Raw genomic sequence first — 16,425 nt, 5'->3', positions numbered from 1 at the left:
GCAAGCGAAAGGAGGTGAATAGGATGCAAGATGCAAACGTCAAAGTACATGGAATGAGCTGCCGTTCATGCATTAGTAAAATTGAAGGAACATTGAATTCCATCGGTGTGGAGGGAAAGGTTCATTTTGATCAAGGTATCGTTGAGGTCAAGTACGACGAATCAAAATTTACCCTGGGAGATATTAAGGATGTTATCCGGAGTAAAGGGTATGAGGTCGCTAATTAATATCAGGAAAAGGAAGTGAGAGTATGTCCGCCAACGTAAAAATCTACACGATCCCCACCTGCAGTGATTGCAATCATGCGAAGCGATACTTTAAAGAGCACAACGTTCCTTATATAGAATATAACTGCGAAGAAAACCCTGAATATGCAGTAGAAGTTAAAAATCTTACGGGTAAACAAATTGTTCCGACCATCCTTATTGACGATAAAGTGTTCATTGGGTTTGCAGAAAATTTCAAAGAAATAAGTGCATTACTGGCATGAATAGGAATTGGATGGTTCAAAGGGCTCTAACTTGCAGAATTTCAAGTTAGAGCCCTTTGACGTTGCAACTTGCTGGAGGTTGGTATTTCTGAAACAAGTTCGAGTCAGCCAAGAGGGGGATGAGCATCTGCTAAAATGTACAACGGATATTAGACCAAATGGGTTGCTAATTTTGGCTTGACTCGTAAAAAAATGATAATGGTACTGCTTCCGCTATAGCCTTATTCCCATCGTCATTGGGGTGGGTTTTGTCGCCTGAATCGTAAATATGGAGCATCTCAGTCGGCTCTCGTGGATCCGCCAATGTCCGATCCAAGTCGATGATTAGATCAGTTGGAGCGTTAGAACGGATCCATTGATTCACTTCTTGACGTACTTTTTCCCGCTCATCAGTAAAAAAATGTGATTTCCCAAAGGGGGTCACGGTACATATTGCTACCTTGAGATGTTGTTTCTTTGTTCGGTCGATCATTTCATTCAACCCTCTTATCAGTTGTTCCGAGGTAGCATCACCGAAAATATCATTGATGCCGCAATTAAATATGATTCCCTTTAGACCTGGCTGGGTAAAACCTTCCCGCTCTAAACGATCAAGCATTCGTTCACCGGCATTTGCTAAACCAAGAGCTGCCCCTTCTTCAACATCTCTTGCATCTCTTAAAATCATGTTGCCGGTTAGTCCCGCGTTTAGAATCGAGGGCAACGGCTGATCACTCACTTGACGGATTCGATTCAGCAATAAGTCTGGCCAGCGTTGGTTAGCATTTAGACTGGAAGCATAGCCTTCTGTAATGGAGTCTCCCATCACAACAAAAACCCCAGGATCAACCCCTGAAGACATCATTTCTACATCTAATGCGGTTAACCAATAATACGAATGTGTCGTAGTATCAAATATATCGGCATCGTTCACCTTAGTTTGGTTTCCTTGCGCCATGTACGTGGAACGAGCAGGGGAAAAGTGCCAAGTTGAAACCTTTGTATAAACGGGCAAATAGAGACTAATGGTTAAGTCAGCGCTTGGATCAGCATGATACGAGATAGGATCACTATACAATTCTTTCCCAACCGGTATGACAACCTTGGATGACCCTTTAAATGTAACATTGCCAACATCTTGATCATCAAAATTTACATTCTTGCGGTGGCTTGCTAGCGTGACACTGTCAAGTGTTAAGGGGTAAACTCCGTAACGATTAGAAAATTTAATACGCCATATCGATCCGTAATCATGAGGATGTATCACCATGCGTACAGTCTGGTTCTCGAATGAAGCATGGGAGAAAGCATGACCAAAAAACCGATCATCAAATTGGGTTTGACTCGCATACCATGATCTTTTCCATTGAGACATACTAAATACTCACCTTTCTTTTAATATAGTATACCCCCCTTATCTATTTTTATATCATTTTAATTCCATACATGCAACGTAACTAGCCCGTAAGTGAGCAAGTGGATGGAACATTTCTATTAAGTGGTTCTAGTCGAAATTGATGTATAGATGTATATAGGTGAATAAATATATTCTATCCAGGGATGCTATATCTGGCGCTTACTAAAGGAACTCCTCTCATTAAATATGAAAACACGCCTTGATGTATCTACGCTTCCATACGTCTATACGGCTTGTCATTAGAGTGCATAGAATATATCAAATCTAGCATCTTGAAAGTGGTGACAAGTATGAAGATAGAGAATGTGAAAGGTGCTTATGACATTATAATCGGCTTGGGAAGCTGGTGCGGGCCATCCATCTTTTTGTGGCGACGTCAGCTGCGACGTTTCTCCTTGCCGTTAGACTGGATGATCTCGAAATCGGTCACGGACGTGACCCGGTTGTTAGAGAATCGGTTCGAAGGTTTTATGGATCTCGGGCAGCTCCGGAAGATTGAAGGCACTTCTGACTATTTAGAAGACGGAATCGCAGTACCGAAAGGAGACGGGACATATCATAACGCTCATTTTATTCTAGATACACGCTATAATGTTATTTCCGTCCATGATTTCCCCGTTATCCCCTACCAGGATTGGACGGCCACCTACGGCGCATACAGTGAGAGACTTATTCGTCGAATTCAAAGGTTTTTACATGTGCTCGATCACAGTCGTTCTGTTCTGTTCATCAGGTGGGGAGAAATCGGGGAAGCGGAAGCCGTCAAGCTTCATGCTGTCGTATCCTCGTTGACTCCGGGCAACTGCAGAATACTATTCATGCAGACCGTATCCGGGTTGCAGTCGATTCAAGAGATTGATTGGGGACAAGACGGCATCGCTACGCTGCAGGTTCCCCTCGATGAGCTCTATCATGAATCCGCTTGGGACTGTACCATGAACGGTCTGTCTTTAACGGGGCGTTGGTAGTATTGGTAGCGGGGAATAAAGTTGCACACGATGTTATGTTTTCACTTTAGTCCATTCATTCTCCTTGATCCAAACTCTTTGGACTTTGATACCAAGGTTCTTTTTCTGTAATCAGCCGCTTGGATATGTGAAATGGGTACTCGTCATATTCACTATATAGAATATGACGAGATTTAGGGATGACTGGACATGAAATGCGAAATCGCGGCGGATATCCGGTAAAATGCAGTGTTGCCTTCCAACGGCCGGCTGCAGACTACCGGTCCGACGCAGTAGCCTACTCACGGGGTTGGAACGTACAAATCATTCGATATCCCCCAGAATCATTTCATGTAACGCCGTTCCTGCAAGGACCATAGGATATACATTCTCTTCTTTCGGTACGACAAACTCCACAAGTACGGGACCAGGTGTATTTAGAGCCTCTTGCCAAACACGGATAGCCTCTGCTTTATTACTCGCTCTCAACCCTTTGATGCCGTAGGCTTCAGCCAGCTTTACGAAATCGGGGCTGCCGGCAAGGTCGATCTGGCTGTAACGCTTGGCATAACTGAGTTCCTGCTGCTGCTTAACCATCCCCAACACTTGGTTGTTAATCACGACAATTTTGACAGGAATCCGATGAATGGAACAAATAGCCATCTCCTGCGCGCACATTTGCATGCCCCCGTCACCGTTAACGGAAACCACAAGACGATTTGGATTCCCGATCTGTGCGCCAATGGCGGCCGGTAACCCGAACCCCATCGTTCCAAGACCTCCTGAGGTGATCAGCGAGCGGGGATGGTTAAACTTGTAAAATTGAGCTGCCCACATCTGGTGCTGGCCAACGTCCGTGGTTATGATCGCCTCGCCTTGTGTGGTTTCATGGATCATTTCAATGACAAATTGGGGCTTAAGCTCCGTATCCGAATCTTTATACCGAAAAGGAAAATTCCGTTTGTATTCCTGAATTTCTTGGATCCAACGAGCGGATGGGGAGGCGGCAGCTTTTGTATTCGCATAGTCCAGTACAGCTTTGATATCACCGATGCACGCAATATCCGCCTTGATGTTTTTGCCAATTTCAGCCGGATCAATATCGATATGGGCAATCCGTTTGGCATGGGGGGCGAAACCATCCACCCTCATGGTCACCCGGTCATCAAACCGCGAACCCATCGAAATAATCAGATCGGCATGCTGGATGGCCATATTCGCTGCATATGCGCCATGATGGCCCGCCATGCCCAGCCACAGGTCGTGCGCACTTGGAAAACCTCCCAAACCAAGCAATGAGGTCGCCACCGGAATGTTGGTTTTATTCACGAACTCCAGCAGCTCATTGGATGCACCTGAATAAACCACTCCTCCTCCGGCGATCATGACCGGTCTTTCGGATTCGGTAATCGCTTGAATCAAGGTATCGATCGGGTCTGTATCCAATTTCGGATCGGAATCGTACCCTCGAAGATGAATCGGATCCGCTGGCTGGTAGTACAGCTTGTGATTGGATACATCCTTAGGAATGTCGATCAGTACAGGGCCTTTCCTGCCCGTATTCGCAATATGGAAGGCTTCGTGCACGATGCGCGGCAGGTCTTGCACATGACGAACGGAGTAACTGTGTTTCGTTATGGACAGGGTCATGCTGACGATATCCGCTTCCTGAAAAGCATCCGTGCCCATAACCGTAGTCGACACGTTGCCCGTAATGATGACGAGAGGTGTGGAATCCATATAAGCCGTCGCAATCCCGGTAATCAAATTTGTCGCTCCCGGACCAGATGTGGCGATGCAGACGCCGACTTTCCCTGTCGACCGGGCATAACCGTCTGCTGCGTGTATCGCTCCCTGCTCGTGCCGGGCCAGAATGTGTTTGAACTCCGGATTGTCGACCATAGCGTCATAAATGTACAACGCGTTGCCTCCGGGATAACCAAAAACATGTTCAACCCCCTCGAGCAATAAACAGCGCAAAAGGCATTCGGATCCTGTGATGAGTTCAGCTTCGTCTCTCTTCGTTTCCATGTGATATCCCTCCAATAAAAAAATCCCCTCTCATCCCAAAAGCCGGCAGCATACTGCCGTACTAAAGGGGCGAAAGGGGTTGATTTTCGCGGTACCACCCTGGTTTGCCTAAAATCTCACGATTTTGGGCCTCACGAAGTAAAGTGTTTCCTTACTTCCGGCACAGTAACGTGTGCCCATCCGGTTGAGACTACTCACTGAATCAAGCGCTTGATCCGGTTTTCGATCAACAGCTCGGAGATGACGTTCATGCTAGGGGTTAAGGCAAAGGTTTCAGCATTTCCTTCGCTCTCTGGACATAAGAGCCCTTGACACTTTTTTCTCTTCATCGCTTGTTTGTTATATACATAAAAACCCCTCTCCTCCCAAGCTCGGCAGCGATCTGCCGAACGATAGGGACGAAAAGGGGTTATTTTCGCGGTACCACCCTGGTTTGCCTGAAATCTCACGATTCCAGCCTCATGAAGTAAGGAATCCCTTACTTCAGCACGATAACGTGTGCCCATCCGTTTGGAACTACTCGCCAAATCAACAATCAGATCCGGTTTTCGATCAACAGCTCCGAGGTGACTATCATACAAGGGGTTAAGGCAAAGGTTTCAGCATTCCCTTCGCTCTCTGGACATAAGAGCCCTTGGTACTTTTTCCTCTTCATCGCTTTTCAAATGATATTATGAGGATATTATCACAGACGCCATGATTTTTTCAACTGGTTCTTATCATACTGGTTTTAAAATTAGTAAAACCGGAAAGCTGCATGCATTCCCGGTTTACATATCGTAGGTGGGTTCGAGTAAATGAGGCGCTGAAATTTGTTCCAAAATTGTTATTGACCAACGAATCACGATTTGATATAGTGAAATCACCAAATTAGTAATTGATCAATCACTCACAAAAGCGAGGTGGCGAAGAATGCCCCACCTATTGGCACTGACTTGGGCGACAGTGGGTTAAAGGGGCTGTAACGAATACTTTGAAGCGGCTTGGCAAGCCGAATATTTTTTTGATGAAATGTAATTGATTAATCAATAACAGGAGGAAATTGTATGAGTTCAATGGTTCAACCGGCAATCGCAAATTCTCGGCATATGCCACTTCGGTGGTGGGCGCTAATCGCGCTGGCTTTAGCTCAATTCCTGGTCGTTCTCGATGCATCCATCGTCAATATCGCGCTTCCCTCTCTCGGCTCAGAACTTCACTTAGGCACAAATACACTGAGTTGGGTCATTACGGCTTATGTATTGCCCTTTGGGGGCTTGCTGCTTCTCGGTGGAAGATTGTCGGATCGATTCGGACATCGAAGATTGTTCATGACCGGCGTTGCGGGATTTGCGCTTGCTTCGGCCGCAGCCGGACTGGCAGCCTCAGGAGCCTGGCTGCTCACGGCCAGAGCGATTCAGGGCGCATCTGCCGCTCTGCTCGCCCCGGCCGCGCTGGCTCTTGTCACCAAGCTTTTCGCAGATCCTCAGGATAGGGCCAAGGCGCTCGGCATTTGGGGTGCAGTTGCAGGTATCGGCAGCGCGGCGGGCGTCTTGCTGGGAGGCGTGCTGACGGCTTCGCTTGGCTGGTCGGCAGTGTTCTATGTAAATGTTCCCGTAGCGGCATTGGTCCTGGCGGCGGTTCCCTTCCTCATCGCCAAAGATTCGCTAGGCGAACGCATAACTCTGGATATGACAGGTTCGGTTGCGGTAACGGGTGGCATTGTAGCGCTTGTGGCCGCGCTTTCCGGAACAGAGCGGGTCGGCTGGACGTCTCCACAGACGCTGATTCTGGCAGGTTTGGCGGTTGCGCTGCTCGCATCGTTCATCTTCCTCGAGAAGCGTACTGCGAATCCGCTTATGCCACTGGGTATCTTCCGTAACAAATCGGTTACGGGTGGCAATCTGGCGATGTTCCTCATCGGAGGGGCGACAACGGGACTGTTCTTCGCACTCTCGGTTTACATGCAGCAAGTGCTACATTACGATGCGTTAAAAGCAGGGCTCACCCAGCTCCCGCTAGCCGGCGCGCTGGTCGCCATTGCCGGAGTTGTTCCCGCGGTGGTTAAGGCCATCGGTCAAAGCAGGACGCTGGCGACATCGCTGATCCTTCTTGCCTCAGGGCTAATCTGGTTATCTCTATCGCCTAGTGACGCTACGTTCGCTGCCAATTTGTTAGGACCGTCCATTTTGATCGGAATCGGTCTGGGGGGCGCCTTTGTCTCAGGAACAGAGCTTGCGGTTCACGGTGTAACGGACGAAGAAGCGGGGCTTGCCAGCGGTTTGGTCAATACGAGCCAACAGATCGGCGGAGCCATTGGACTTGCAGTGCTGACAACGGCGGCATCGGCCCGAAGCGATCGCTTGTTGGACCGCGGCGTATCCGAAGCACAAGCATTGACCGGAGGATTTTCCTGGGTGTTCCTTGGAGCTGCCGCGTTCGCGGTTATCGGAGCATTTGTGGTCCTCGCGGTTGTAAGGCATCCCCGACTTTCAAAGTAAGTGACTAATCAATCACAAAATGAATGCTCATCGCTTCTTCGAACGGTCAGAGGAACCTACGATGACAACCCTGAGAAGGTGCGGCGGATGCTAGAAGCCGTTCGAAGCATCGCGGTGGTGAGTGGAGCCAAGATGGTTACCCTCGAAGGGGTTTATCTCCCCGTCGATAGGAGGGAGCAGGTTAACTTGAACGTTCCTGGCGCAACTTCCATGCGAATCTTTAGTCCGGAGTTGTACGGAGAGGGCGCTTCCAACACGATCATTCATTACGCACTTCGCAAAATCGTTCAAGCGAAACCCGTTAAGCAGCTCATCGATCCATCCGTTAGAAGAGGCTATCTATATGTGGACGACGCTACCCGTTATGTTCTCGAGCTGGTTTCGATGGAGACTGCGTTCAGAAGCGATTGGCGCCTTCGCGGCAGTGGCCTAATTTCGCTAGCGGAACTTCTTGACCTAGCGGGTTCAGTCGTTCAAGCTGCGCCGCGGTTTGAGCCGATCGGAGGGTGGCAGCAGCGCCTACTTCAGTGGTATGAGCCAACGGCAAAGAATATGTTGGATCGTTATGAGTGGCTCGGCGAGGATATTGGAACATATGGCACCGAGTATAGCGGCGTATCGCCAACATCTTATAAAGAGGGTATAGCCTCTACGATAAAAAGCTTGATGGCAAAGCACAATAGTGGCTATTGAATAATTCTTATTAAGCGTGACATGAAATGTAATTGAGTAATCAATCAATTCAAATCCAATGAAATGAGGTCAATAAAATGAAAAAGCCGATGGTAAATGGGGTAGCCAACATGACGGGAGTGGAGAACACGAAAGAATGGTTTACACGGGAAGGAATGGCCGATATTGACCGAAATGCACAGGTTATCGTCGACCTGTCCATCGAGATTGAAGCTTCGCAGGAGATCGTATGGCGGATACAGACTGGCGTCGAACAGTGGCCGAATTGGCAGAAGGATATCACGCAAGTACAATTATCCGGTCCAATCGCGAAAGGAAGTACGTTTTGGTGGGAGACCCATGGGTTAGAAATTGTCTCTACCATCCTTGAAATTGACCCCATGAAACGTATTGTATGGGGAGGTCCAGCACATGGTATCGACGGCGTTCATGTATGGAGCATCACCCCCACACCTAAAGGAGTCCTAGTGCATACCACAGAGTCCTGGGACGGTCCGCCCGTAGCAGCTGACCCCGATGGCATGCGTGCTGCACTCACGGCTTCGCTGAATGCCTGGCTCGCCGCCCTCAAATCAACGGCCGAGAGCTTGCAGCGGACATCTGCGAAGGAGTAATTGATTTAATCAATCATATGATGGGGTGAAAATAATCTTGAATAAAAGAAAAATCGTTAAACGTCTGATTTACTTTGGCCTTCCTTTGACTTTGGTGGTTTTGGTCGGAGCGGTGATCGTCACATATTTTTGGCAAATGCGGCTTCAGAAGCCGGAAGAGATCAACATGGCTTACCATCAGATGACAGCTGGCATGTCTAGTATGATAAACATGACCGATATGGATGGCATGGAGCATATGGGTGACATGGAGCATATGGGGGGCATGGGAAATCTCTCCTCCGAGGAAGGCGCGGTGTCTTGTTCCTCAATCACGACACCGGAGTCATCGGCTCCGATTCGCAAGTTCGATCTGACGGCCGCCCGGACGACATTAAAGTTGGACAACGGTAAGACCGTCGATGCTTGGACCTTCAACGGCATATCTCCGGGACCGGAACTTCGCGTCACGGAGGGCGACCAGATTGTTGTTACTCTGCATAACAAAGATATTGAGGACGGTGTTACGATACATTGGCATGGAATTACGGTTCCGTGCTCGCAGGACGGGATTGCGGGAGTAACGCAGGACGCCGTTCCGCCTGGGGAACAGTTCACATACACGTTCATCGCGACGACTCCGGGCACGTATTGGTATCACTCTCATCAGATGAGCTCGGTACAGGTAAGCAAAGGACTTCTAGGTGCGCTCATTATCGAGCCGAAAAACGGTTCTGAATCCGGTACTTCAACATCAGAGGCAACGGCTCTTTATCAACAGCTAGGTTCTTCCATGCTGGTGAACGGAAGCGAGAGAGGATGGACGATCCCTGCCAAGCCAGGCGAACAGGTCAGACTAAGGCTGATCAATTCAGGCAATGAAACGATGGAATTTGGCGTCGACGGGGCTCCCTTCCGGGTTCTGGCAATGGATGGCCACGATTTGCATGAGCCCGGCCTGCTGGAAAGGACGATAGTGCCGATAGGGGCGGGCCAGCGTTATGATCTGCTTATCCAAGTTCCGGGGGCGGGTAAAGTCGTCGTCAGCAGCCCCTCGGCTAAGGGGTTACCGATTACGATAGGCAGCGGAAACCAGCCGCAGCATAATGAAGAGGGGCAGCTGTTCTCGTTTCTCGATTACGGTACCCCATTGCCTGACGACCCCGTCTTACAAGCCAAGCCCGATCGGCATTTTGAGCTTAAGCTCGGCCAAACCCTTTTTACCAAGTCAATTAACGGAAAATCCTTTCATGATATTCCTCCGATGACTGTGAAAGAGGGCGACCATGTTATCATTACTGTCTCTAGCGAAGGCGGAGGCGATCATCCTTTCCACCTTCATGGGCACGTGTTCCGAGTCTTGAGAAAGAACGGCGAAGCCTTGTAAGGCAGCCCGGTGTATCTCGATACACTTCTGACGAAGAAGGGCGAGACCTATGAGCTGTACCTGGAAGCTGACAATCCCGGGCTCTGGATGATACATTGCCACAACCTCAAGCACGCCTCGATGGGTATGAGCATGATGTTGAATTACGAAGGCATTACGACGTCATACCGGGTAGGAACCAAATCAGGCAATCTTCCCGACCTATAACGAAAGCATTCCGTTAATCCGCAAAGGAGCCGAGTTGATCGAACATATCTTGTCTGCCCTCCGATAACTCCGTTGATTTTGTAATGGCTTCCCACAGTCTGCAATACGTCGATGATCTGGAGGCCGTTATGGATGAGATTTATCGGATATGCCGACATAAGGCTGTCGTTTGCATCGTCGCTTCATACGCCCATGTCAATCTTCAACGAGTTTTTATTTTCCCATACCGACAAAATGGTCACTGCAGGAGGAGCCCGACTATGTCAAAGCCTAGAGAGGCTTAAACTTGGGGAAACAGTAGAGGAACCCGCGGTAACGACTCAAAGCGACATTACCATCCAGGTACCGTTCGTCCTTCCGAACGTGAAACAAAACACAGTGATCCTCAGTCCGGTCACGTTCTCATTGGATAACGGGCCGTTCTTTCCCTCGTTCGATCAAGCGCGCAGAAAAAAAGCATGACAGCTAAGTGTCATGCTTCTTCGTATGTAATTCCCTGTTCATCAAACACTTTTATGACTACAAACATGGCATCCAGCGTCTTGGGAAAGCCCGCATAAGATACACAGTGCATGACGGCCTCTACAATCTCATTGGGCGTAAGCCCGGCATTCAGAGCCCCTTGAATATGGAAATCGAGCTGAGCGGCCGCTCCTGAAGCAATCATAGCCCCTATCGTAAGCAGGCTCCGCTGCTTTAAATCCAGACCTGGACGGGAATACAGCGAGCCATAAGGGAACTCGACAATCAGCTTGGCCATGTCAGGACTGAATTTCTCCATTTTTTTAACCGTCGCGTTCAGCGTTTCTTCACTGACCATCCGTTGTAACACTTCTATTCCTTTATCATACCGATTCGATTCCATATACGTCCTCCGTAAGTTTTAATCTAAGCTAAGCAGTCTGGTGAGGATTGGTGGGATTTCTTGCGGATCCACCATGACCTCGATGACCGCTACTGTATTCGACTGCAAAGCTGTCTGAACCGCCTGCTTGATGTCGGTTTCATTCTCACAGCGAAATGCCATTGCGCCCATGGATTGGGCAAATAAGCTAATATCCAGCGGCCGCTCATAGACAGCACCAACGGAGCGTCCCGTGTTATAGGACATTCCCTTTTCCACCATATCTAAGCGACCGTTATTCAGCACAAAGAAGATAACCGGAATCCCGTGGTTCACTGCTGTCGATATCTCGGTGCCGTGCATCATGATGCAGCCGTCGCCGGTCACACAGACGACAGGGCGATCTTGCATAGCTATTTTCGCTCCGATCGAATAGCCGATCGCCGCTCCCATCGCGATGAACACCTCATCGAAAAAGAACGTACCGGGCTCGATGATTTCGAAATGCTGTACGGCATGAAAGGAGTGACTTCCTGCGTCTCCGAAGAGTACCGCCTCTTTCGGAAGCACGGCCCGCAAGCTCCTGAACGCCGCTCTCGCCGACAACGTGGTGGATTCCAACTGGGAGGATGCAGCTGCTGCCGCTTGTGCCCGCGGTGTCAGCATCTCATGCTCTTTGGACGTTGCCCCGCTCCGCAAAATGAGCTGAGTCAAGTTGGAGCGGATATCGCCAAGGATCAATTGCGTCGGCGCCTGAATGGTTTTGCCTGCAAACGTAATGTCATACTCAAATTGCAAGACCTTGTCCGGCTCCATATCGGCCGTAAATCCGGACAAAGACATGTCGCACAATTTGCTGCCGACGACGATCATCAGGTCAACGCCGGATTTCATATAATCGGTTGCATACTTGGAACCGCCGAGGCCATACCCGCCCAAGTATAAGGGATGATTGGTAGGAAAGGCTCCTTTCCCGCCAGGGGTGGTCATTACAGGAATTCCCCAATGTTCTGCAATCGTCTGCAATTGGTCATAGGTATCCGACATGACGGCCCCTTTGCCCACGAAGAGGACAGGTTTCTTGGCCTCATCCAGCAACGTGATGGCCTTATCAATGTCGGGAGATACAACGGGTGAAATATGATCCGGCAATGGCAGGTAGAAGGTCTCCACTTCCTCCATCAGCACATCAAATGGGATGCACAGATGAACGGGTCCCTTTTCGCCGGTGTAGGCTTTTTCCAAGGCATGTTTAAGGTAGAGATAGAGAGTGTCCCCCCGTTCGATGCGAGCACTGAACAAGGTGACAGGTTCGAACATTTTAACCAAATCTGCCCCGAACTGGCTTGAATCCTGGCTTAAAGCGCGCCCAGTCTCTTGCATCGAAGGCTGTCCGGTAATGAACAATACAGGCAGCTGGAATTCTTTGGCCTGCGCTGCGGCTGTAATCAGGTTTGTTCCTCCCGGCCCGGAAGTGCCAATCGCGATCCCCATCGTTTTTGCTGCCAGGGCATAACCGGATGCTTCAAACCCACAGCCGGCTTCGTGACGACCCAGCACATATTGAATATCATAGTTTTCGAGTTCCAGCATCAGCGGAGAGATGGACTTTCCGGGAATGCCGAACACGTGGGTAATTCCCCATTTTTTAAAATGCTCGACTAATATTGTATACACTCTTTGTTTCATCTTATCACCCCTGCAAATTGGTTTTTATGGTCGTCGTTTGCATCAACAACTGTTCGATTTGTTCTGCTGGTATAGGTGGGTAATAATAAAAGCCTTGTACTTCATGGCAGTTCTGACTGCGCAGGAAATTCAACTGATCCTTCGTTTCTACGCCTTCTGCGATCACATCGATTCCAAGCTTATGGGCCATCGCGATTACCGTAGCTACAATGTCTGCGTCATTCGAATCCGTCATGATATCCCTGACAAAGGATTGATCAATCTTCAGCCGGTCAATCGCGAACTGTTTCAGATAGGAGAGATTGCTGTAGCCTGTCCCAAAGTCGTCGATGCAGATCAGTATACCTAGTTCCTTCAGCTTTCCGAGTATCTCGATGGCAACTTCAACATTCATCGTCATCGACTCTGTGATTTCGAGCTCCAGATAGGAGGGATCGATGTGGGTTTCGAGTAAAATCTCTTTGATGGTCTCAACCAAATCATGCTTTGAAAATTGGCGAGAAGAGAGATTCACAGACACGCGCATCGGGGTAAACCCTTTTTCCTTCCACTTTTGATGCTGAAGGCAGGCGGTTTTGAGCACCCATTTTCCGAGGGGGACAATAAGTCCTGTTTCTTCGGCGATCGGGATGAACTTAGCCGGGGGGATCAAGCCAAGAGTCGGGTGATTCCAGCGAACAAGCGCCTCGGTACCGATGATTTCCCCTGTCTTTGAATCGATCTGGGGCTGGTAATATAACACGAATTCCTCTAGCTGCAGCGCTTTACGGATCGAATTCTCCAGCGTAAGCCGTTCAATACCGCCGCCGCTCGGGATAGATTTGAAAATGTTATAGTTGTTCTTTCCATCGTCTTTCATCTGGTAAAGGGCAATGTCGGCGTTCTTCATCAGCATCTCGACATCCCTGCCATCTTGAGGATAGAAGGCAATACCGATACTGGCTGTGATATATAATTCATAGCCGTCCACTGCAAATGGTTTCTCGAACGCTCTAATAATCTCTTCCGCAACCTGAATGGCTTCCGTCTGATCCTTAATCTCTTCCAAGAGGATCGTGAATTCATCCCCGCCCATTCTGGATACCAGTTGGTCCGAAGCATGACAGCAAGCTTTCAGACGCTCGGCCACCATCTTCAACAGCACGTCGCCGTTGTTATGGCCCAGCGTATCGTTAATCTTCTTGAAACTGTCCAGATCGAGGAACATGACGGCAAAGATGCGGTTTTCGTTCACCCCTTGTCTCAGCAATTCACCAATATGGCCGGTGAAAAACCTTCGATTCGGCAAGCCTGTTAAATCGTCATGGTAGGCTAAATAATTGATTTGCTTTTGCGTATGATAACGCTCCGTGATGTCCCGAAACTGTGCGAATGCGCCCATGATCTGCATATTCTCATCGCGAATAGGGAAGGCGTCAAACAGGCAGACCCGCTCGTCTTGTCCCATCTTAGGACGCAGCATGAATTCCATATCTTCATACTCTTTCCCCGTTTGAAGGACCTCTTTAATGAAGTCGTTTGTTTTGGCATTCGGAATAGGTTTATTGATGACATCCTGCTTTTTGGCACCGGTTAAAATTTCAGCAAACTTGTTGAACTCCGTAATGTTTCCATCCCGATCCGTAATAATAATGCCGTTTCTTGTCGTTTCGATGACCACCTGATTCAGTATGTGCAATCGTCTGTTTTGCTTCTTCAATAGCAGTTCTCTTTCGATCGAATCGACAACCGTGCATAGCATTGCCAGTAAAAAGGGGTTGTGCTGGTCGATCGTCGTCATGATCGTAATGGTTCCGAGCAAATTGGAGATATCTGTATATTGAAAGGGTACGGTATAACAGGCCGAGGACCATAAAAATTCATAATAATGCTCGTCCCCGACAAGTTGAATCGGCTCACGATGATCCAAAACCAAATTAATGCTGTTGGTTCCCGCTTCGTGTTCATTGAACACGAGGCCAACTTTAATGCCCGATTGCTGAATCACAGTCTTGATCGCTTCATCCCCGGCCATTTCCAGTATGCAGCCGTTCTCATCGGTAATCAGGATGAGCAGCGGGAGCCCTTTCATGAGCTCCAACAACTTATGAACAAAGAAATCAATGACGGACAGTATTTCCTCGTATTCTGCCCGTTTTAGATTCAAATCGCTTTCTGAGAAAAAGTTAGTAAAGGAGGGAATCCCCTGTGGATCAATACCTAGCTTTTCACATCTCTTTTTAGACTCCGAGATCAAGGATAACTTCGTCAAATCAATCCCCCTACTTTACCAAGAAAAATGCAATAAATTTACTTGAATGATATGTAGCTGAAATTTACCGGTTCTTTTTTCATTATGACGGCGCTCAAAGTTTTTTTCAATTTATTTTCTGTTAGATTCTGGGTGATTAGAAGCAAACAAAAAAGAAGCCCGCTGAGATCACTGGGTTGATGTTACAGTTTCATCCATTTCTCTTTGAAAAATAGAGAGAATACGCGAACCGCAATGATTTTCAGCATCATATAAACAGGAATGATAACAATCATCGCGATGATTCCCCCGATATTGCCGGCAGCCAGGACAAGGATTACGGTTGTAAGGGGGTGAATATCCAGCTTTTTACCGAATACATAGGGAGCGATCAAGTTATCTTGAACTTGCTGAGCGACCAGTATGATGACAAGCGACCATATAGCCGTCGCCGGCGATTGCGTCAGCCCTACAATGACAATCGGAATCGCAGACAGGATGGCACCGACAAACGGAATAAAGTTTGCAATGACGGATATGACCGTAAGCAAGAAAGCATAGGGTAAGCCAATAATCAGGAAGCCGATATACATTAAGACACCCAGCGAAAGATTGACGATCACTCTTCCAACGATAAATCCGCTTAACATATGGTCGATTCCTGTGACAATCTCACGGGAATCGTTTTGATAACGATTTGGCGTTGCGCGCACAAGTATATTTCCGAACTTTTCTCCTTCTTTTAGCATGAAAAACAGGAGGATAGGGAAGGTGAACAGGATAATCGTAAAATTAGACACAAACGAAAACAAACCGCCTAAATAATTCGACATGAAAGAAAAGCCTTTGTTTAAGTAATTGGTGATGGATGAGAGTCCATTGCTTTCATTGGCCGGAAATAAGGAAGCGAGGAATCCGTTCTTCTCAAGCTCATTGATCTGTTCCCCTACGGAACTCAAGAGACTTGGGACATTATCTAGAAAGCTTATCAACTGCCCGTAGAGCACAGGCCATTTGCTAGTAATGAACCAAACGATGGCAAGCGCGAAAATGACGTAAATAATCAAAATGGCCAAGGTCCGGTTAACTTTATATTTTTCCATTAACTTTACCAGCGGCCTGAGCAAATAGTAAAAAAATACGGAGAGAAGAAGCGGAATGGCGACTACCTCGATTAAGGCAATGACCGGACGAAATACAAAACTCACTTTGGATCCTAAGAAAATAATCAAAAACAGCAATACGATAAGCATGCCAAAGCGCAATGCTTTGTTTGTGGTGAACAAATGATTTCCCTCCATTTTGTATAAACTCCCCGGCTTGATGCAACTTGGGCATCCTGCGTTCGGTCTTATCTCTACTATAGAATTAAAGATACTTACTTTTACGTTGGCTTAAGAATGACGTTTCATAATGTAATGAACATCTGTCTAGGTAT

General features: G+C 48.0%; 13 protein-coding genes, 1 pseudogene and 1 other annotated feature. Of the genes and pseudogenes, 8 read left to right on the top strand and 6 right to left on the bottom strand.

Features of this window, described 5'->3' with window-relative positions; all coding sequences use genetic code 11:
* Positions 1–23: 23 nt before the first annotated feature.
* Both K2F33_RS30880 and K2F33_RS30875 read left to right on the top strand, forming a co-directional pair.
* Positions 24–227 (top strand): heavy-metal-associated domain-containing protein, encoded by a 204-nt coding sequence (locus K2F33_RS30880; protein WP_263880446.1) that lies wholly within the window; start codon positions 24–26, stop codon positions 225–227.
* Between the two features lie 23 nt (positions 228–250).
* Positions 251–490, top strand: a complete 240-nt coding sequence (locus K2F33_RS30875) for a glutaredoxin family protein (protein WP_212970198.1) — start codon at positions 251–253, stop codon at positions 488–490.
* 166 nt (positions 491–656) lie between these two features.
* Here the strand turns inward: K2F33_RS30875 and K2F33_RS30870 are convergent, their stop codons facing one another.
* Positions 657–1,844 (bottom strand): GDSL-type esterase/lipase family protein, encoded by a 1,188-nt coding sequence (locus K2F33_RS30870; RefSeq protein WP_263880445.1) that lies wholly within the window; start codon positions 1,842–1,844, stop codon positions 657–659.
* 332 nt (positions 1,845–2,176) lie between these two features.
* Here K2F33_RS30870 and K2F33_RS30865 point away from each other — a divergent pair, with 332 nt between their 5' ends.
* Complete coding sequence (locus tag K2F33_RS30865) at positions 2,177–2,854, top strand: DUF1796 family putative cysteine peptidase (protein WP_076169028.1); 678 nt, start codon at positions 2,177–2,179, stop codon at positions 2,852–2,854.
* Between the two features lie 303 nt (positions 2,855–3,157).
* Here the strand turns inward: K2F33_RS30865 and ilvB are convergent, their stop codons facing one another.
* Positions 3,158–4,864 (bottom strand): biosynthetic-type acetolactate synthase large subunit, encoded by a 1,707-nt coding sequence (gene ilvB / locus K2F33_RS30860; protein WP_244169217.1) that lies wholly within the window; start codon positions 4,862–4,864, stop codon positions 3,158–3,160.
* 391 nt (positions 4,865–5,255) lie between these two features.
* Positions 5,256–5,528: a binding site (T-box leader), on the bottom strand.
* Positions 5,529–5,910: 382 nt separating this feature from the next.
* Here ilvB and K2F33_RS30855 point away from each other — a divergent pair.
* The 5 genes and pseudogenes from K2F33_RS30855 to K2F33_RS30835 all read left to right on the top strand — a co-directional run bounded on the left by K2F33_RS30855 (position 5,911) and on the right by K2F33_RS30835 (position 10,686).
* Complete coding sequence (locus K2F33_RS30855) at positions 5,911–7,344, top strand: MFS transporter (protein ID WP_076169024.1); 1,434 nt, start codon at positions 5,911–5,913, stop codon at positions 7,342–7,344.
* A gap of 87 nt (positions 7,345–7,431) precedes the next feature.
* Positions 7,432–8,037: a Rossmann-fold NAD(P)-binding domain-containing protein gene (locus K2F33_RS30850; RefSeq protein WP_263880444.1), complete on the top strand. Its 606-nt coding sequence runs from the start codon at positions 7,432–7,434 to the stop codon at positions 8,035–8,037.
* A gap of 77 nt (positions 8,038–8,114) precedes the next feature.
* Positions 8,115–8,651: an SRPBCC family protein gene (locus tag K2F33_RS30845; RefSeq protein WP_208629262.1), complete on the top strand. Its 537-nt coding sequence runs from the start codon at positions 8,115–8,117 to the stop codon at positions 8,649–8,651.
* Positions 8,652–8,787: 136 nt separating this feature from the next.
* A pseudogene (locus tag K2F33_RS30840) lies at positions 8,788–10,224 on the top strand (multicopper oxidase family protein).
* A 132-nt stretch (positions 10,225–10,356) separates the two neighbouring features.
* A complete protein-coding gene (locus K2F33_RS30835; protein ID WP_263880443.1) occupies positions 10,357–10,686 on the top strand; it encodes a hypothetical protein in 330 nt (109 codons plus the stop codon).
* Positions 10,687–10,696: 10 nt separating this feature from the next.
* On the opposite strand, the gene K2F33_RS30830 is transcribed toward K2F33_RS30835, so the two are convergent.
* From K2F33_RS30830 to K2F33_RS30815, 4 genes are all read right to left on the bottom strand, one after another.
* Positions 10,697–11,089, bottom strand: coding sequence for a carboxymuconolactone decarboxylase family protein (locus K2F33_RS30830; RefSeq protein ID WP_089546275.1), 393 nt, complete (start codon positions 11,087–11,089; stop codon positions 10,697–10,699).
* 18 nt (positions 11,090–11,107) lie between these two features.
* Complete coding sequence (locus K2F33_RS30825; RefSeq protein WP_263880442.1) at positions 11,108–12,757, bottom strand: thiamine pyrophosphate-binding protein; 1,650 nt, start codon at positions 12,755–12,757, stop codon at positions 11,108–11,110.
* A gap of 4 nt (positions 12,758–12,761) precedes the next feature.
* Positions 12,762–14,537, bottom strand: coding sequence for a putative bifunctional diguanylate cyclase/phosphodiesterase (locus K2F33_RS30820; RefSeq protein WP_263880441.1), 1,776 nt, complete (start codon positions 14,535–14,537; stop codon positions 12,762–12,764).
* A 653-nt stretch (positions 14,538–15,190) separates the two neighbouring features.
* On the bottom strand, positions 15,191–16,288 hold the full coding sequence (locus K2F33_RS30815) for an AI-2E family transporter (protein WP_263880440.1): 1,098 nt from the start codon (positions 16,286–16,288) through the stop codon (positions 15,191–15,193).
* Positions 16,289–16,425: the final 137 nt, after the last annotated feature.

Origin of the sequence: Paenibacillus sp. PSB04, assembly GCF_025809195.1 — a bacterium.
Classification (GTDB): domain Bacteria; phylum Bacillota; class Bacilli; order Paenibacillales; family Paenibacillaceae; genus Paenibacillus_AQ; species Paenibacillus_AQ favisporus.
This window is presented reverse-complemented; position numbering and strand designations above follow the sequence as displayed.